Raw genomic sequence first — 18,733 nt, 5'->3', positions numbered from 1 at the left:
TATTAACGACCTAAACAAACTTCAAGGTATTTATCAGAAATAGACTCTATAGAATATTTTTTCTTTGATTCAACAGATTTTTGAGAAATTCCCATGAGCAAATCAGGTTCATTAGCAAATCTGTGCATTGCTTGTGCCAAAGATTCAACATCTCCAATCGGAACCAAAAGTCCTTCTGATGAACTCGATATAATGTCTGCGGGTCCAGTCAAACAATCATATGAAATACAAGGCACACCATAACAATATGCTTCCAATAAAGCATTTGGGAAACCCTCCCGCTTTGATGAAAGAACAAAATATTTTGCTCTACTATAGTAACTTTCAATATTAGAAATAGGGTCACAAAAAGTGACTTGGTCATAAATAGCGAGCTTCTTCGCATACTTTATCAACTCATTTTTTAAGGGGCCTTTCCCTAAAATAATCAGTTTATACTCAGGGTTTAATTTAACAAAAATTGAAAAAGCATGAAGTAAATCACGATGTCCTTTTTGCTCAACGAGTCGACCAATCGTCAGAATTTCATAATTTCGATTCAGATCGTATTTGTCAACGTTTAGTTCAGCTACTGGATTAGGTATAACGTGCAGCTTTTTTAAGTCACAACCAACCTGAGAAAGTCTAGAATATAACTCTTGAGTTTGTAAAATCATTCCAGAGCTATATTTAGTTATGAAGCTATAAAAGTGCTTACCTATTTTCTTTGGCATATTTCTTTCGGAATATATCTTTCTTATATTGAGGCCAAAAAGAGAAAACAAGGAGAAAATATTTGTTTGGGTCATAAAGCTCAAAACAAACGTCGGTCTTATATTTCTAACTAAAACTCTAAACCTAAACATTGTACGAATTATCATCAAAGCCTTGCTAAATTTTGATGTTTTTGAAACAGGGTAACCCAAGCGATGCACCGTTATTTCACTAGGTAGTGAATAGAAGTCTTCAAGATCGGTTAATATTACAAAATGAATGTTTAGTTTGTGTGAACTAGCCCATTTTTTTGCTAGCTCTACCATAACGCGTTCAGCACCACCAGAAGATAGTGAGGGTATAACCAACATAACGTCTTGCCTAACCATTTAACCCTACCTCTCTTGCCGGAACACCAGCAATTACTCTACCATTTCGAAGAAATGAACGATTAACTACGGCGTTAGCGCCAATAGCACAGTTTTTAGCAATCTGTACTTTACCATATATTTTAACACCTGGACCTATATAGCAATTATCTCCAATTGTGGGTACTGACATTTTATCTCTTGGATGCATCCCAATTACTACACCTGTCTGAATAGTACAATTGGACCCAATTCGAGCATTTTTGTTAATAACAATAGTACCATAATGAGGTAAGTATAGACCTGGACCACAAGTATTCAAAGGTATACTAAATGATAGTTTTTTTGACAAAGTTCTAAATCTAATACGATGATAGATATATATAGGGCTTAACCTAAAACTATTACACTCGAGAAACCGCAGTGAATATATAAACGCCCATATATCATTCCTAAAATACATTAATGCCTTAGGTTTAATTTTATTTGCTTTCGCATCTACTTTAATTATCTCACTAAAATTCATCATCTTAAAATAAATCCACTACCAAACTTAGAAAATGCAAACAGAGAAAAAACATTAATGCCAATTAAGCCCTTATACATATTAATGAATACTCCAGGATACGAATAGAATGACCACATTATTTGTATTAAAATGGTAAAAATAAACAGCATACAAAGCTCGATATAATATTTGAACCATAGTTCTTTTCTCTGAAGTCTATAGGCCAGACTCAGAGGAAAAAGTGATAAAACATACATTGAGCATCGACCAGAGAATGCAACATTTTCAAATGACAGAAGCGCCAAAGCCAATAAAGCAATTGACAGTTTCTCTATTAAGGTAAATTTATTAACTACAAATACGTAAATTCCTATAATGACCCATGGTATTTTACTCATTAAAATTGTGGCTAAAGAAAACTCTTCTGTTGATGCAAATAAACCTGATCCAAAATAAGCGTTATATAAAGGTTCTGATAAAAATATTGAAGCAAAATAATCAAGAGGACTAAATTTCAATAGAGAAGCTACAAAACAAAATAGTAAAACTAATTTGTAAAGTCTATGGTCATCGAAGTTACGTGAAATATACCAAGTGAATAAAACTACTAAAGCGAATGAATGGAAGATAATTGCTACAGATAACGCAAATATAGACAATTTTGATTTACTTTCATACAGTGTTATGAAATATATTAATGCATACATCGAAACACCAGAACGTAACCCATTAACACTTGCCAAGAAATTAAATGATAAAAATAGCAAAAATATAATTAGTTTATCATTTTCAGATTTATCACTCTTTAGCATTAATAAAAATGACTTCATATAGAACATCGTGGCAAGGAATACGCAAAACACTTGAACCAGACGTTTATCCAAATAAAAGTAATTCGTAATAGAGTAAAGAAATTTGATAATCGCGTAGCGATCTGAATATTCAAATAAAGTAAATCCAAATTTACTATCAGAAAAATAAAGATAATGACTATGCAAGTCCATACCGGCATATGGAACAAAGAAAAACGAAATACTAGTGAAAACTATACAAATAAATAGAAGAACTTCATAAGTCTTAAGTTTATTAAAAGTGAATAGAAAATAAACAAAACTAGCAAAGGGTTGTATAAAGAAAAGCAACACTGATATGATGCTTTGTAGCGTGAAAAATTTTCTAACCATTAAATTTTATTTTTAATTTTGAAAGCATAGAACTCAGATTTTGTGAAGACCACGTCGAACACACCAATTATTTTCTTCGGGGACTTTTTGTTATTTGATATATTGTACCTTTCAATAAACTTAGCTAAACAAGCAATCCAAATTAAATACTCATCAACCATGGTCATTTTCCCTTTAATGCCTTTATTAAGAGAAATTAACTCTTTTAGGGAACTCATATTGAAAATACCTATTTTATCAATAGCATCACTAAGTACTAAATTTTTAATATCTTCGTAGAGATCATGTCTAATCCAAGTACCATAGTCGTGATGATCTTTTGAAAGTTCATCTAAAGGTGAACTTTCAGAGTTAGAGGTAAAATACTTCGTTCCAGTTCTCGCCCAAGGTATATCTAAGAGTGATGGAGAATACTTAGTCAGTAATTTATAATAAATTTCATCAGTTCGTATAGTCGGATCTAAACCCCAAATATACCCATATACTTCTACAGATGTAAATGCCTGATATAATGGGATTCTATCATTTATAAACGCCATACACTGATTAAGTTGCTTTCGCATATAGTGAGCTTGTTTTTCTATTTCACAGTGTTGATATTCTTCATCTCTTGGAAATAATTCCCTATATAATTTAATATCGTTAGCTATATTAGACTTTGCTTCTTCTATTATAGTTCTTTTAATCAAATTGAATTTACTTCTAGGAGTATAGTTAAGTGACTTAAGGTTAACTAAAGATGTTCCCGAGTATTCAGCACGACCAACACTGTCTCCGAAACTCCCTGCTAGAATAATATCTAAATCAGTTTGCTTACTTATAGAGGGCATAGCATGCAAATGAACTGGTGAATAGATTGCTCCCGCTTCAGCCGCAATGTCAATATTTTCACGTAACATATCAGCATCTAGTTTAAAATGTCTAAATTCCCACTCAAAGTCTTTACAAATACGCTGAGCATACACGACATCTCGCGAATGAACTAAACCCCATGTCAGACCCACAACTTCGACATTAGACCCAGAAAGAATATTATTTACTATCGCAGCAACAACCCTACTATCCATCCCCCCTGAGAGAAGAATACCAATCTTTTTCTTTCCTACTAGCTGAGTAGCTAATTCTTTTTCTAACTTCTCATAAAGTTTATCTGCTGCTACTTCCGGCGTTGTCAATTCATACCCATGTCTAGGAAGATACTTATTATATTCCCATTTATTTTTGTCGTGAGATAAGTATGCATTCCAAGGTGTCATTTTTACACCTTCAATTAATGTCCTATCACCTAGCGTATGAGATTTATTAAGGATTTGGACCACGGATGTAGTATCTAAAACCCTTGAACTTAAAAGAGCAAGACTTTTAAAATCGCCTACTACTATACCCTCTTGCTTTTCGAGATAAAACGGATTCATGAATCCTAAACTACTATATTCGTAAAGTGATGCCATAAACTAACCTCGCTTGTAAATACTAATTTTTTTGTTCATCATTTGGTATATCATTTTAACAGATAACATAATTTGCCCGCGTTTAGCGAATGCCAACAATGCTTGAAAGTCTCCTTTTCGAGATATATATTTAAGGGGTTCAACAAGCTGTGGATAATTATAAGCAAGTTTACAATACGTATTTTTCATATTCACTCGATGATAATACAACTGAATACCCGTATTTTTAGACGTCCATGAATTTATCGCCATAATTCGATAACATACAGCTTGTTCTGGAATATATAAAGCTCCACCTTTCAGTGAGCCTAGTATTTGTATGAAAAAATCTCCTACTTTAGCTTCTTTAAACCAATCGGGAAGGTTTACCAAAACAGCTCGCCTTATAAACAGCGATGGAGTAGGCATAAATCCACCACCAGACCTTATTACTTCCGAAACTCCAAATAACTTTGTTTGAGTACCATATTCAGCTAATTTAGTGGCTATATTACCAGGTGACAACCCAAATGCAGAGGTAAAACAAATATCAACCTCTTTAAATTCATCAATCGAACAAATCTGTTTCTGAATTTTACGATTGTCCACCCAAAAATCATCACCCTCACAGATAGCAATGTATTCTCCTTCAGAATCCATAAGACAATTAATTAGTGGCTTAGTAGGGTATTCTGAGAATTGGTTTTCTCTTTGATATATTGGTTTGATGATACTTGGAAATTTCTCATGATAGCGCTGGATGATTTCTGCAGAGTTGTCATGTGAAGCATCATCGTGAATAATAATCTCAAATTTGTATTCAGTTTCCTGGGCTAAAAAACTTTCAATCGCATCTTGAATATATAGTTCATGATTAAAGCTTGTACATAGTACAGATACGTAGACTTTATCTGTGTGTTTCCATAGCTTTGTGATCTCATCTTCAGAGTTTGGTGCTTTTAATTTTGTAAACATGTTAGTCCTTTTATCATATCTACTGAAAAGCATGGTATTTTGCAGTTGTTGTGTACATCTAACCTTTCACTGAATGCATCATCTATGAATATCGCGTTTTTACATTTGATAAACTCTGATTTAGGAGTGCCATCTGTAATGTGAATAATTTCATCAAAGAAATTTTGCAGTCGTAGTGAATCAAGCTTTTTCTTTAAGTTGCCAGCATGGCGCGTTATCAATACAATTTTCTTCCCCTCGTTGATAGCAGAAAAGTACAACTTTGCTAAATCTTCATTTACTTTATCACCAAATATCAAACAATCATCGAAATCACTATAGATAGTGTCATAACTTAAGCTCGTTTTAAACTGATATGAGAGATTACGATAGAGGGTGACATCCAGCTTATTATCTATCGCTATGACTGGTACATCTTCACTTATAAGTAACGATAGTTCAGCATAATTAATACCGTTAAACCGACTAGTTATCATAGAACCTGCAATACGAGTAGCTACTTCAAGTAAGCATAATTCACCGTCTTTAGTTTCTTTAACTTGAAAGAACCAAGCACCTTTTAGGTTTAATTTCCCATTGATCTTACTTGCTATACCTCTAAATATTTCTTGATTGCTAACTAACTGAGATTCGACAGCAATACCATTACGCATAGAATTACGCTGCCTTGCGCTTGAATGTATAAGATTTCCTTTAGCATCGCTTATACAGTCGACCGTATATTCATCTCCAGGTAATAACTCGCATAACAGATCACTACTGCTTACTTTTACTACATCTGCCTGTGTTTCGACGGTAAAAGTGCCAACACTGCCTTGTCCTATATCTGGTTTAGAAAATAGCGGTAATTGTAACTCTGGACTTGTAGGATCGTATAACCTAGGTGTTCTAATGATTCCAGATAAAGCTTGGTATGTTAACTTTTTAGAACGACATATGCTGTTGGTTTCATAAGAAGAAGATACTACTTTTACATTTAGCTCTTCTACAAACTTTGATAGCTTTAATGCCGCTGCGTCGTGGGCAGGAAATACATGCGTTATACCACACTGCTTAATAATATCTGATATTTCAGATATAAAACTGTCATCGTTGATGTACGGAATTCCAATAAAATTATTTTTAGAAGGTAATTCAGAGTATGCATCAATACTGTTAGCACCAAATAATTCTATATTTTTTACAGATTGAAGCGACCTTACTATCTCATGTGCAACCTCGGTACTCGATGGTACGATTAGAATATTCATAGTCAGGCTCCAAAATTATCCTTAAAGAACTCACTTCTAATCATAGCCAGATTCTTTTTGTTCTCTTTGTACTCTTCAGTTTTGTATAACATCGTTTGTTCTTCCATTATATCTGATAATAAATCAAGATCATTTGTAAATTTATCAAAATCGAATGAAATAAAATCTAACTCATCAAAACTAAGACCTTTAAATGCTCTATCAAGAACGCCAACATTTTTATTTTGATAATACCTGTAATCATACACTGGTTTTATAATATTAATAACAGGAACTGAATTTGTCACAGCTAAAACTAACGCATGATAGCGATTACAAATTACTAATCTAGCGCCCTTTATTAGCTCTATTATTTTTTCAATTTGGAGATACCCATCTTTAAATCTAACTATCTCAAACCCCTCACCTTCAAATTCACCTAAAGTAGGGAGAACAGATTCATCAACATCAAATGACACAAATTTAACAAAATAGCCATCTTCATTATATTTTTTAATTATTTTCGCTATGTTGTCTTTTTTATATTCTAATCCGCCATACATTTCAATTAATATATAACCATTATCATTATAATTCTTATCAACATTATCCATGATATTTTCATTTACTAAATACAAATCATCAGGAAGAGCCACAAATTCCGTCACTCCAAGCTTATTTAAGTACAAAGGAGAGTACTTATCGTCCCTAGAACTTATAATCGCATTAGATTTCTTCAGATCACTGAATATAATTTCATAGAACGGCGCACTTGTATCGAACGGGCCAAATCCATTAGCAGTAAAAACTATCTTGGTTTTTTCTCTAATTGCAGCAAATATCGGTATAAATATCTTATAAAGATCATCTCTTCTCGACCAGTTAAACCAAAGATCATTTAAATAGCCGCCACCAGAAACCACTAACACATCAAGTTCTCTAACTTCTTTTCTAATTTGATCAAAATTATCACATTTAGCTATGAGTTCATTATCTGTTGGATAATGCGGTACATTCCTTAATATGCGCCTTTTAATTCTTTTAATTCTTTTGATTTTTTCCCATATGATATTTTTCGATTTGTTTTCTTCAGAATTACTGAAAGATACCGGAGTAAAGTTTAGCTCATATCCTGAAAAATAATCTTTGCGAAGTTGATTTGTAAATGGTCCATCATAAGAAAATACTGTATATGTATGGGATTTACCCATATCATATACATTATTAACAAACATTGCATAGTCCCCTAGATTTCTGTCGGCAGTAGGACCTGTTATTCCTATTTTCACAATAATTTCCCCATAATATTAATAACTTTTTTCACATTTTCCGAAGTTAAATGAGCGTGCATTGGCAAGCACAGTACTCGACTTGATGAAGAAACACTGTTTCGAGTACCGTAATTATGACTATCGACAAATATTTTGTCTAAAGATGGTTCGAAGTAATGTCTTGACTGAATATTATGTTCAGCTAAACCGTCAGATACAGCTTTCATCTCTTCTTCACTCTTCAGCAAAATTGGCATATAAGCACCATTAGCATTTGCCTGTGGGTGCCATTGAGGAAGTTCTACAATATTTTTCAAACCTTCACGGTATTTATGAAACAGTTCTGCTCTGTGCTCTAAAATATTATCGATTTCTTCTAGGTTTACTAGACCAACGGCTGCTTGGTATTCGTTTAGTTTAGCGTTAATACCTACATCGACTACGCCTCGTCCTGGACGGATACCAAAGTTGATAATTTCTTCTGCTTTTTCTAAGTTTACTCTATCTTTGAAGATTATTGCACCACCTTCAACGGTGTGGAAAATCTTAGTGGCATGAAAACTTAAAGTTGAGGCTTCACCATAATTTAGTACCGATTTTTCAGCTATATTAACTCCAAAAGCATGTGCTGCATCGTAGATAATTTGAAAGTTATATTTTTCACTCAACTCATCTAAAGCATTAACGTCGCATGGGTTTCCATACACATGTGTCGCTACTAAAGTATCTGCTTTACACCCTTTACGGTATGCAAGTCTAATAGTTTCAGGCGAAAGATTTAGCGATTGTTTATCTATATCGGCAAAGGCCAGTTCATCTTTCTGCCACTTAAAGGCGCTTGCAGTTGCCACAAAACTAAATGGTGTTGCTAAAATAGAGCGAGTGCCGATTGCCTTTGCTGCCACTTGCAATGCCGAAGTACCATTATTGGTAAGTAATAGATTTTTAACGCCTAGGTAGTCTTCAAGTCTGGCAGTCAACTCTTTATGTAACGGCCCAAAGTTTGTAAACCATCCATTATTATTTATTTGCTCTAGTAACTTAGTAAGTTTTTTTAAATCTGGTTTAATTGGGCTGTTTAATGCTATCATTTATATTCCTCTTTAATTTGTTTTATTTAATAAAAACTTAGCTTCGACTAATAATTTTTTTTGAAATAGTGACATTAAAACTATATAGCTAAATAAGGAAGCAGCCAGCATAATAATAATAGAAAGCCAGTCAATAAGTATTCGGAATCCAGACAAATATCCTATAGCTGCAGATAAAGCAGTTATCAAACCTATCGGAAGTAATGTATAGAGTTGTTTTGACTGAGATATACTTGATAGTTTTGCTGTGTAATATGTATTTATAATTAACGCTAGGTATGATGTAGTCACCATACCAATGCACATCGCTGTAATACCTAATGGTACTGTAATTATAAGACTGAATGTGATAATGATTTTTTTAATAACTTCTATTTTTAAAAACAGATCAGAGCGCCCTTTGACTTGCAGCATGTTTAAGTTAATGGCGTGTATAGGATACAAAAGTAGCCCCATAGAAAGTATACTAATTAATGGGGCACTGCCCTTCCATTTTTCTCCAAGCAATAGGTTAATTAAAGGTTCTGCAATTATACAAAGCCCAAACATAACAGGGAAAACAACCATAGTCGCAATTTTCAGAGTTTTTAAGTATGCATCATCTAACTTTACACTATCATTTTGCATTGAACTTAATATTGGGTATGTGACTTTCTGAATAACGCCTGTAATCATGGCTGAAGGCATTGAAGACAATTTATGCGCTTGATTAAACATGCCTAATTGTGTCGCACTAAAATGCTTACCAATAATTAATCCGTATATATTGTTATATATCGTATCAAGTAATCCAGATAGCAATAATTTATAGCCAAAACCAAAGAGGTTCTTAAATGCATTTTTGCTAAATGCTTCTATAGGACGCCAGGGTGATAAAACATTTAGCACGGCAACGCTTATCGTTGCAGATACTAATTGCTGTAAAACCAAAGCCCATGCTCCAAATCCATTGAAAGCCATAATTAAGCCAACAAAACCACCGCAAAGAATTGCTGCCACATTCGCTTTGGCTTGGTTTTTAAAGTTAAGCGTTACAGTTAGTTTGACCCTCGGGATAATAGCGAATGTGTTGATAATAATGGTTAAAGCTACCACTCTCATTAAATTTATCAATTCTGTTTGTTGATAAAATTTAGCGATAACCGGAGCCGATAAGTATAATATACTGTAGCAAGTTAGAGAAACAACTAATGAGAAATAAAACGTGGTTGAAAAATCTTTCTCATCTCTATCATTTTTTCTTATTAAAGCCGAACCAAATCCACTATTTACAAACACACCAGCGATAGCAATAAAAATAGTCAGCATAGCTACTAGTCCATAAGCTGATGGACCTAGTATATTGGCAAGAGTTAGACTAATTACCAGTCCGATTCCTTGGTTACCGAAACTATCTATCGCACTCCAAACAAAGCCAGATTTAACTTGTTGCTTACTATGTTTCATTAATCACTTACTAATTGTAAAAGATATTTTCCGTATTCATTTTTTTGCATAGGCTTGGAAATTTCTATTATTTCTTCTGATGTTAACCATCCATTCCTCCATGCTATTTCTTCTAAACAAGCAACTTTTAAACCTTGAACATGTTGAATGGTTTGTACAAAACTCGAAGCTTCGTACAAACTTTCATGAGTACCAGTGTCAAGCCAAGCAAAACCACGACCTAAAAGTTCGACGTTTAAACTGCCTTCATCTAGATACATTTGATTAATACTGGTTATTTCTAGTTCACCTCGCTCAGATGGTTCTACTTGCTTTGCTTTCTCTACTACTGAATTATCGAAAAAATATAAACCCGTTATAGCATAATTAGATTTTGGATTCGTTGGTTTCTCTTCAATCGATATAACTCTCATTTTTTTGTCGAATTCAACCACTCCAAAACGTTCTGGATCTTTTACATGATAACCAAAAATAGTTGCACCTGAAGTTCTAATATTCGCCTTTGCTAAGGTTTGCGGGAAACCTTGCCCATAAAATATATTATCTCCCAAAACTAAACACACAGGCGAATCTCCAATAAAGTTTTCACCTATAATGAACGCCTGCGCCAACCCATCCGGAGTTGGCTGCTCTGCATAGCTAAGATTGATACCAAAAGCACTACCATCACCCAGTAAACGTTGAAAACTGAGTCGATCTTCTGGTGTCGTAATTATCAAAATATCCTTGATGCCTGCTAGCATCAAAGTCGCTACGGGATAATAAACCATTGGTTTATCGTATAGCGGAAGTAACTGCTTAGATACGCCCCGAGTTAATGGATACAAACGTGTGCCAGAGCCACCAGCTAAGACAATCCCTTTAGTACCTGATGTTTTGACTTTATTATCATTGAATGAGTACATATTATTTTTTCAATCCTAATCGTGTTCGCTGATATGAGCCATCCTGAATATTATTACACCACTCTTTATTATTAAGATACCATTCTACTGTTTTTCTAATACCGGACTCGAACGTCTCTTCTGGTTTCCAACACAACTCTTGCTCTATTTTTGAAGCATCAATGGCATAGCGCACATCGTGTCCTGGGCGGTCAGTTACGTAAGTGATTAGATCTTCGTACTGTTTAATACCTTCGGGCTTGTTTGGTACCAAGTCATCTAACAGTGAACAAATCGTTCTTACTACTTCGATGTTGGTTTTTTCATTATGACCACCAATGTTATAAGTCTCGCCTACGACACCTTCCACCACCACTTTATAAAGCGCTCGTGCGTGGTCTTCGACATACAACCAATCACGGATTTGCATGCCATCGCCGTAAACAGGCAATGACTTACCTGAAATAGCATTGAGGATCATCAGTGGAATCAGTTTCTCAGGGAAATGGTATGGTCCGTAATTGTTTGAGCAATTAGTAACTATCGTTGGCAGGCCATACGTACGCAACCAAGCGCGAACTAAGTGGTCGCTTGATGCTTTTGATGCCGAATATGGACTGGAAGGTTCGTATGAAGTGGTTTCAGTAAATAGGTCATCAGTACCTTCCAAATCACCATACACTTCATCGGTAGAAATGTGATGAAAACGGAATGGCTGTTTCGCGTTCTCACCAAGAGTATTCCAATAAGAGCGAGCCGCTTCGAGAAGAGTATAAGTGCCTACAATGTTGGTTTCAATGAAAGTTGCAGGTCCATCAATTGAACGGTCAACGTGAGACTCTGCGGCTAAATGCATAACTGCATCAGGTTGATGTTCTGTGAATACTCGGTCTAACTCTGAACGATTGCAAATATCTACATGTTCGAAATGGTAGCGTTCACTGGAATCAACTTCTGAAAGTGATTCTAGATTGCCCGCATAGGTCAAACTATCGATATTAATAACAGTATCTGTAGTGTTATTAATGACGTGACGAATGACTGCTGAACCTATAAAACCAGCACCGCCAGTGACGAGGATTTTCATAATATTCTCTATATTAAATTTATATCAATTTTATTTAAAAGTGGCTATCTATGCTCAAGAACATCGAAGATATTTGTGTTACGCAAAGAAATAATCACCCAATCTTGAAAAAGAGGTTATCTGACGCATTGAAAACCAAGCACGACTTTCGCGCGTAACGAGATAGTGCATGCTCGTAAAAAACCATCATTCAAAAAAGGATGGATGACAAGAGATAGTTAATATATTTTTACTTACAAAACCACCTTTAACGTCGACTCAAAGGAATGGCGTTTTTAAGATCAGGACAACCTATTTATTTCAAGGACAAATTGAACATCTTTTCTTTCTCGAGAACTAGTTTTGCCCTTTTGGATATCTTTCTCGCTGGACTCCCAAAATAGACAGCCCAAGATTCTAAAGAAGTGCGAACTAAACTATTTGCTCCGACAGCTGCTCCTTCTTCAAGCGTCACCCCTGGCAATACAACACTATGCGCACCGACGCCACTATGCTTTTTAAAATGTACCCTTGCATTCACAGTAGCTCTAAACTCGCTTGGAACAGTTGGATTGGTTAATCCTTCCCCTAAAAAATCGTCTGAAGAAGAAAAAACAGATACACGAATGGATAGACCTGTAAAATCTTCAAAGATTATTTTTGCTTTTCCGATAATTGTCGAATGGGAACCTATATGTACATAAGAACCAATTTCAATGCCATCGACTCCAGCGGAAAGAATAGCAAAATCATCTATTCGAACATTAGAGCCCAGAGAAATATTAGCAGCGTTATAAATCGAAGCTTTTTTAGATATAAGAACATTTTCACCAAATGACTTTAATCCCAATAATTCCAATTCTTTGTTGTCTAGAAACACTATTACCTCTGAAGCATTCATTAAAATAAAAACGGGATGAGACACATTCTATTCATTTTGAGACAGCCCATTTCGTGCTATGCCTTGTTAAGCATACAATTTGCTTGTTTTACTAAAACTGCCCCAATAGGTCCATGAAAATAGTCCTTTCGGACGTTCTATGGGTTATTTACTAACGTAGTACCTAAGATGCTGGATCTTGTCCAGCATGACGGTAGATAGCGAGTCGCGTTTTGGGGCTAAGATTCCCGCTAAAAGCATGCGGGAATGACGGATTGTTTAGCCTGCGGGAAAAACCCCGATGGTTTAGCATACGGCAATGACGAATCATTTAGCATCGCTAGCGTATGTTCTAAAGGGAGCTAAGTAACAAACTAGTGAGAGAAACATATGCTTCTCTCACTGTTTCAACCTTCGTTGTTACTCGCTCTTATACGCGTAATTGTAGTAACCGTAGGTGTAATAGCTAGATGCTGTCTTTTCTACTGCGTTTAAGATAACGCCCTTCGTTTCTACTCCCGCCTGTTCTAGGCGGTCGCTTGCTACTTCAAGTTCTTTCGTTGAGGTGACGCCAAATCTTGAAACCATTAATGTTGTACCACTATGGCGACCTACGATTGCTGCGTCTGTTACCGCTAATACCGGTGGAGTATCGATTAATACAATGTCGTAGTTTTCGCTTGCCCATTTTACTAGTTCAGTAAACCTTGCGTGCATCAATAGCTCTGATGGATTTGGTGGTGTTTTACCTTTGGCAATAAAGTCGAGGTTTTCGAGTAAAGAAGTATGAATAACTTCTTCAACGCTTTTGCTATTCACTAGAACTTCAGAAAGACCGTGGCTATGAGCAAATTGGTGTCCAGCACCAATGTGACCTTTACGCATATCGGCATCGATAACTAAAACCTTTTGTCCGCTGCTTGCAATGACAGAAGCGAAGTTCGTCGAAACAAAAGACTTTCCGATACCTGGCGACGGACCAGTAATCATAATGACGTTATTTTTCGCTTCCATCATGGCAAAGTGCAAACTGGTACGAAGTGAACGTAATGCTTCTACCGCCAAATCGGCAGGGTTAACTTCGGTCAAAAGCGCAGCCTGAACTGGTCGTGTCTTCTTGGCTTTCTTTAACTTCTGCAGTTGTTTGTTTATTTTATCTTGCTGCTCCGACTTAGGAATAGTCGCGTAAACAGACAAACCTATCTCTTCAATCTGATCAGGACTTTCAACACCGCGATGGAACGCAGCACGTAGCAGTACAAAAGCCACACTCAACATACCGCCAAGCAGAGTGGCTAAAACAGCAATCAGCGGTTTCTTAGGTTTAACTGCTAAGCCGTTCGAATCAGCTTTATCAAGAATACGTACGTTGCCTACTGTGCTTGCTTTTACAATCGCAAGCTCCTGAGATTTATTTAAGAGTTGAACGTAAATTTCTTGGTTTACTTGCACATCACGCGTTAAGCGCAGTACTTCACGTTGTGTCTTTGGAAGTTTGCGAATTTGACCTTCTAGCTTGCGTTTTTGTGCTTCTAAAGTTTTACGCTTCTCTAATACCGCAACGTAAGCTGGGTGCTCTTTAGTAAATCGCTGTGCTAATTCACTCTCTTTGAAGGTAAGCTCGTTCAGTTGCGCCTCAAGTTCTACCATTACCTTAAGCGTTGATTGTGCTTCTAGACCTAGATCTACAGATTCGTTGTCTTGACGATATTGATTGAGGGCATCTTCGTTGATAGTAAGCTGGGATTTGATCTCTGGCAGTTTTTCTTGCAAGAACTCTAGGCTATTCTCCGCTTCTGCTGCATTGCGGTCTACGTTTTGTAGGAAGTAGTTGGTTGCAATGTCATTCAGAAGATCAATATTTTGCTGTGAGTTAGGGCCTTCAAAGCCGAAAGAAAGAATACCGGATTGTTTGCCTCGTTCAGATACTGATAGATTCGTTGCAAGCCAGTTTATCGCAGTTAGTTTTGAGCGTTTAGATAGGTTGAATTCTTGTCCTTGTTGACCGTCTAAGTGGGAGACGAAAAGGATAAAGGTCGTTGAAGAACTAGGTTCTAGGCTCTGGGCTTCTGGGTTCTGGGTAGAGCCTAGAGTGGAAGAGCTTGAAGCTAGTTGACCTACGGTGCCTTTTAGGAGCAGTTTTTCGTTTTGGTCGTATAGGGTGTATGCACCTGTTTCTGGGTTGTCTAGGGTTAGGGTGTAGCCACCTGTTTCTGCGTAATCTGGGATTTCGAAGCGTTCTACTTTAATGTGTGCTTCAGTACCTAGGCGAGTCGCTAGGCCTTTACCAATAACAGGCAAGTAGTCTGGCGAGGCAACTGTGGTTAGGTTGAATTTATCGACCGTTTTGCCTAGTACCATACGAGATTTAATAATCTCTATCTCTGTCGCTGCGTTAGACTCTTGCGCAAACATATCGCTTAGGCCTTCGCTCAACACAGGCATACCGCTGTTTTTTTGCTCTACTTGAATCAGTGCATCAGCTTTATAAATTGGTGTCGCAAGAAGGGCATAAGCAACACCCACTACTGCAAACACAAAGGTAGTGAAGATAATGATCCATTTGCCATCAAGTAATAGACCAAGCAATTTACCTAGGTCGATGACATCCGGCTGTGGCGGTTGCTGTGTGCGTTGTGAACGAGTATTTTGGGTCATTTTTTAATGTGTTCAATTATAGGATTCTAGTTTATAGCTGTCAGCTTTAAGCTTTCAGCTATCAGAAAAGCGTCGGTGGTTGATTTCACAATCTTTTGATCCACTCTTTGGCGGACTTGTCTATTAGTTCGTAGACATGCTCAAACGCTTCAAAACTTTGTTTGTATGGATCGGGGATTTCTTTTTTCAGCCAGTGCCCGTAAAGCATAGTCTTTCCGCGAGCCGCTGGGGCCAGCTTTGTGATTGCATCAATATGCCCCTTTTCCATTACAAGAATTAGGTCGTTATCGGCAATCATTTTTGTAGTGATCTGGCGAGCAACATGATTAGACAAATCTACATTGCTCAAAGCTGACACTTTTACAGAGTTTTCATCGGCAGGTTTATCTACTAATGCACCAAGCCCTGCAGAAGTCACCTGCTTGTTAGGTAAAGCTTGCTGTAGTAGCTCTTCACCAATGGGGCTTCTACAAATGTTACCGATGCAGACGACGAGTATTTTATTAAACATTGATTCACTTCAATTAAATGAATGGATTACCAATTATTGATTCGATTCGCAAACTCACTGAAGTCATTCAATGCGCTTATTGTTGGCAATAACTGACGCACAACACGGTTGTACTGTTCAATCGGAGCGGCTGTAACATAAACGACGTCATAAGGCTCAAGTTCAAACTCTGTACCGGTCACTAAGGCCGCAGCGTCACTGATATCAAGTTGGTAAACGTTAGCAACAATCTTTTCTGGACGAGGCGTTTTACCTTGTGCAGCGAGCTCTTGCTTTTCTTGTTCTAGTTTTTGTTTTTCTTCTGCTGATAATGACGCATCACGGACCTCAGCTAAATATTCTTCGTGTTGCTTATCTCGTTGTGCGCTACGAAACACAAAAACACCCGTTGCATTCGCGGCTAACTCATTGATACCACCCACTCCACTCAACGCTTCCGTCAAAGTCATGCCAGAACGATCAATTTTAAGCAATTGTGGGTCTTTAACCTCACCTAATACGAATACTTTTTGGGCGTCGTTTCGTGGGACATGAATAATGTCTCCCTTTTCAAGCAAACGGTTTTCGGTTAAATCGCCATTTTGCATCAAGTCATGCAAGGACAAAGTTTCTGCGTTGCCATTACGGGTTAAAGTAACATTGCGCCAATCTGCATCGGTCGTTAATCCACCAGCTTGGTTGATCGCATCTAAAAAAGTTAGAGGGACATTGGTCAGTGGCTGATAGCCAGGTTGGCGGATTTCCCCAGTCACATAGGCTTTTTGCGAACGAAACGCTGCAATATTGACATCAACTTGAGGGCTTTCTATGTATCTCGCAAGCCTTGTAGAAATGTCTTTGCGTACTTCTGTAACCGTCTTACCTGCAACTTTTACAAAGCCGATGTAAGGGTAAAATATAGTGCCATCCGCATGTACCCAATGGCCGGCTTCTTGAGCACTACGATAAGAACCCGCAGGGATCGTTAACTCTGGATGATCCCAGATAGTGATATTCAAAATATCACCTTGACCAATGACATATTCATAAGCTGCAACCTGCGAATCTAATGCTGGGTTACTGCGAGAATGTGCTTCAACATTAAAGAAAGATGAATAGCGGTTAACGAACGAAGGCGACAACGGATAGACGTTTACAACATTGATTGGCGTTTGTGCTAGTTCTTGTTCCGACATGTTTGATTCGTCAGGTGTCGTGTTATAAATCTGTTTGTCACTAAGATCTACACTCGATCCGGGCATGGTACAGCCGGATAAAACTAACATGGCGGTTAACGGCAAAACTGTTTTAAAACTAGGTTTCATAAGAGGGTATCAATTCACTTTGAGTTAGCGGTATTTTACACGATCTGCGCAATTTGGATACGCTACCGCCCAGAGGATTATTCGAAATTCCACGATTCGATGTTTTTCGTTCAAGTATTGAACAACAAGTTGTCTGTAATGTGTAACCACATACATTGGCGCAAGATTAAACGCTGTTAAGCAACCAAAAGCCTTGATCTACAACAAGTTACATCCCGCATATATGCCACTTATGGTATAATATGCCATTAATTCATTCAATAAATTAAATTGCTATCACGCCAATAATTAAAGCATACCATTAACGTATAGATTGATATTCACGTCTAACTTTATAGGCACTTTCTTTAATATCGATGCAATATTAGGAGACATCCGCTACTTTCGCGACATCTAGTCCAATGTGCTGGCGTAAAATGACATGCTAATTTTACAATACGATGAACAGTTTACTGTTAGTAACACTTTAGAGTTAGTACTCTAACTCCAAAGTGAGAGCTTACTCAACAAAAATTGTATAATTTCAAATATTCCAATAAACGGGTTTCATACTGAGTATGAATGGTGTTGGGTATCTTTGATGTCACTGATTTAGATGGCTTATATTCAACTAGTTACATCAATGCATCAATGCATCAATGCATCAAATCGTATTACGTCATAGGCCCGCTATTCTATGAAGTTCTTGGAAAGTGTCTAGATGGGTACTATCTGGTTTGTTGATGGTTGATGGAGAAGTTTTTAGTGAATTGAGCAGGTGCAGATGATGAGGTCTTGTTTTCAGTAGGTGGCAGTACACCGTCGTTTACGGAGTCTTTTCTGGGCCAGCACACTGGTCGGAGAGCTCTTCATCTGCTGAGCTACTCAGATCCTCGATAGGAGCACTCAAGGATGACGCTAGTTTAAAATTTCGCAACACTAATACCACGCATGGCAATACTATTACGCAAAACAGGCCAAAACGAACCGTCGTCTCCGAGGTGTTTTATCGGAGACCTCTTCAACTACAGAACTTCTCAGATCCTCGACCGGGGTGCCGGCCCAGAGAAGCACAAGAGGATGACTCTAGTTTTAAATTTCGCTGTACTGATACCACAAGTGGCAATTCTATTGTGCAGAACAAGCCCAAAATCTCCGTCGTCTCCGAGGTCCCTTATCGGAGACCTCTTCAACTACTGAACTACCCAGATCCTCGACCGGGTTGCCGGCCCAGAGAAGCGCTCGAGGATGACTGG

General features: G+C 37.1%; 15 protein-coding genes. All 15 read right to left on the bottom strand.

What is annotated here, in order from left to right:
* Positions 1 to 2 precede the first annotated feature (2 nt).
* The 15 genes from OCU35_RS14555 to OCU35_RS14485 all read right to left on the bottom strand — a co-directional run bounded on the left by OCU35_RS14555 (position 3) and on the right by OCU35_RS14485 (position 17,498).
* Positions 3 to 1,082, bottom strand: coding sequence for a glycosyltransferase (locus OCU35_RS14555; protein WP_261826383.1), 1,080 nt, complete (start codon positions 1,080 to 1,082; stop codon positions 3 to 5).
* Complete coding sequence (locus OCU35_RS14550) at positions 1,075 to 1,590, bottom strand: serine O-acetyltransferase (protein ID WP_261826382.1); 516 nt, start codon at positions 1,588 to 1,590, stop codon at positions 1,075 to 1,077. The genes OCU35_RS14555 and OCU35_RS14550 overlap by 8 nt, the downstream gene beginning before the upstream one ends.
* Positions 1,587 to 2,399, bottom strand: coding sequence for an EpsG family protein (locus OCU35_RS14545; protein ID WP_261826381.1), 813 nt, complete (start codon positions 2,397 to 2,399; stop codon positions 1,587 to 1,589). Before OCU35_RS14545 ends, OCU35_RS14550 begins: the two co-directional genes overlap by 4 nt.
* 353 nt (positions 2,400 to 2,752) lie before the next feature.
* A complete protein-coding gene (locus OCU35_RS14540) occupies positions 2,753 to 4,204 on the bottom strand; it encodes an asparagine synthase-related protein (RefSeq protein WP_261826380.1) in 1,452 nt (483 codons plus the stop codon).
* 3 nt (positions 4,205 to 4,207) lie between these two features.
* On the bottom strand, positions 4,208 to 5,158 hold the full coding sequence (locus OCU35_RS14535) for a glycosyltransferase family 2 protein (protein WP_261826379.1): 951 nt from the start codon (positions 5,156 to 5,158) through the stop codon (positions 4,208 to 4,210).
* Positions 5,143 to 6,408, bottom strand: coding sequence for an ATP-grasp domain-containing protein (locus tag OCU35_RS14530; RefSeq protein ID WP_261826378.1), 1,266 nt, complete (start codon positions 6,406 to 6,408; stop codon positions 5,143 to 5,145). The genes OCU35_RS14535 and OCU35_RS14530 overlap by 16 nt, the downstream gene beginning before the upstream one ends.
* Before the next feature lie 2 nt (positions 6,409 to 6,410).
* Positions 6,411 to 7,676, bottom strand: coding sequence for a polysaccharide pyruvyl transferase family protein (locus OCU35_RS14525; RefSeq protein ID WP_261826377.1), 1,266 nt, complete (start codon positions 7,674 to 7,676; stop codon positions 6,411 to 6,413).
* The gene (locus OCU35_RS14520) at positions 7,673 to 8,749 is read right to left on the bottom strand and encodes a DegT/DnrJ/EryC1/StrS family aminotransferase (protein WP_261826376.1); all 1,077 of its coding nucleotides are present in this window, start codon (positions 8,747 to 8,749) and stop codon (positions 7,673 to 7,675) included. The genes OCU35_RS14525 and OCU35_RS14520 overlap by 4 nt, the downstream gene beginning before the upstream one ends.
* A gap of 12 nt (positions 8,750 to 8,761) precedes the next feature.
* A complete protein-coding gene (locus OCU35_RS14515; protein ID WP_261826375.1) occupies positions 8,762 to 10,195 on the bottom strand; it encodes a lipopolysaccharide biosynthesis protein in 1,434 nt (477 codons plus the stop codon).
* The gene (gene rfbA / locus OCU35_RS14510; protein ID WP_261826374.1) at positions 10,195 to 11,100 is read right to left on the bottom strand and encodes a glucose-1-phosphate thymidylyltransferase RfbA; all 906 of its coding nucleotides are present in this window, start codon (positions 11,098 to 11,100) and stop codon (positions 10,195 to 10,197) included. The genes OCU35_RS14515 and rfbA overlap by 1 nt, the downstream gene beginning before the upstream one ends.
* 1 nt (position 11,101) lies before the next feature.
* A complete protein-coding gene (gene rfbB, locus OCU35_RS14505; protein ID WP_261826373.1) occupies positions 11,102 to 12,166 on the bottom strand; it encodes a dTDP-glucose 4,6-dehydratase in 1,065 nt (354 codons plus the stop codon).
* Positions 12,167 to 12,461: 295 nt separating this feature from the next.
* Positions 12,462 to 13,070, bottom strand: a complete 609-nt coding sequence (locus OCU35_RS14500) for an acyltransferase (RefSeq protein ID WP_261826372.1) — start codon at positions 13,068 to 13,070, stop codon at positions 12,462 to 12,464.
* 375 nt (positions 13,071 to 13,445) lie between these two features.
* Positions 13,446 to 15,683, bottom strand: coding sequence for a polysaccharide biosynthesis tyrosine autokinase (locus tag OCU35_RS14495; protein WP_261826371.1), 2,238 nt, complete (start codon positions 15,681 to 15,683; stop codon positions 13,446 to 13,448).
* 85 nt (positions 15,684 to 15,768) lie between these two features.
* Positions 15,769 to 16,194: an arsenate reductase/protein-tyrosine-phosphatase family protein gene (locus OCU35_RS14490; RefSeq protein WP_261826370.1), complete on the bottom strand. Its 426-nt coding sequence runs from the start codon at positions 16,192 to 16,194 to the stop codon at positions 15,769 to 15,771.
* A gap of 26 nt (positions 16,195 to 16,220) precedes the next feature.
* Positions 16,221 to 17,498, bottom strand: a complete 1,278-nt coding sequence (locus OCU35_RS14485; RefSeq protein ID WP_261826369.1) for a polysaccharide export protein — start codon at positions 17,496 to 17,498, stop codon at positions 16,221 to 16,223.
* Between the last annotated feature and the right edge of the window lie 1,235 nt (positions 17,499 to 18,733).

This window comes from Vibrio breoganii, from assembly GCF_024346795.1.
GTDB classification, from domain to species: domain Bacteria; phylum Pseudomonadota; class Gammaproteobacteria; order Enterobacterales; family Vibrionaceae; genus Vibrio; species Vibrio breoganii.
This window is presented reverse-complemented; position numbering and strand designations above follow the sequence as displayed.

Excerpts from the sequence above, each read along its gene's own strand:
- OCU35_RS14515 (WP_261826375.1), bottom strand. The coding sequence starts at position 10,195 with ATGAAACATAGTAAGCAACAAGTTAAATCTGGCTTTGTTTGGAGTGCG.
- rfbA (WP_261826374.1), bottom strand. The coding sequence starts at position 11,100 with ATGTACTCATTCAATGATAATAAAGTCAAAACATCAGGTACTAAAGGG.
- OCU35_RS14545 (WP_261826381.1), bottom strand. The coding sequence starts at position 2,399 with ATGAAGTCATTTTTATTAATGCTAAAGAGTGATAAATCTGAAAATGAT.
- OCU35_RS14485 (WP_261826369.1), bottom strand. The coding sequence starts at position 17,498 with ATGAAACCTAGTTTTAAAACAGTTTTGCCGTTAACCGCCATGTTAGTT.
- OCU35_RS14530 (WP_261826378.1), bottom strand. The coding sequence starts at position 6,408 with ATGAATATTCTAATCGTACCATCGAGTACCGAGGTTGCACATGAGATA.
- OCU35_RS14540 (WP_261826380.1), bottom strand. The coding sequence starts at position 4,204 with ATGGCATCACTTTACGAATATAGTAGTTTAGGATTCATGAATCCGTTT.
- OCU35_RS14535 (WP_261826379.1), bottom strand. The coding sequence starts at position 5,158 with ATGTTTACAAAATTAAAAGCACCAAACTCTGAAGATGAGATCACAAAG.
- OCU35_RS14495 (WP_261826371.1), bottom strand. The coding sequence starts at position 15,683 with ATGACCCAAAATACTCGTTCACAACGCACACAGCAACCGCCACAGCCG.
- OCU35_RS14490 (WP_261826370.1), bottom strand. The coding sequence starts at position 16,194 with ATGTTTAATAAAATACTCGTCGTCTGCATCGGTAACATTTGTAGAAGC.
- rfbB (WP_261826373.1), bottom strand. The coding sequence starts at position 12,166 with ATGAAAATCCTCGTCACTGGCGGTGCTGGTTTTATAGGTTCAGCAGTC.
- OCU35_RS14520 (WP_261826376.1), bottom strand. The coding sequence starts at position 8,749 with ATGATAGCATTAAACAGCCCAATTAAACCAGATTTAAAAAAACTTACT.
- OCU35_RS14555 (WP_261826383.1), bottom strand. The coding sequence starts at position 1,082 with ATGGTTAGGCAAGACGTTATGTTGGTTATACCCTCACTATCTTCTGGT.
- OCU35_RS14550 (WP_261826382.1), bottom strand. The coding sequence starts at position 1,590 with ATGATGAATTTTAGTGAGATAATTAAAGTAGATGCGAAAGCAAATAAA.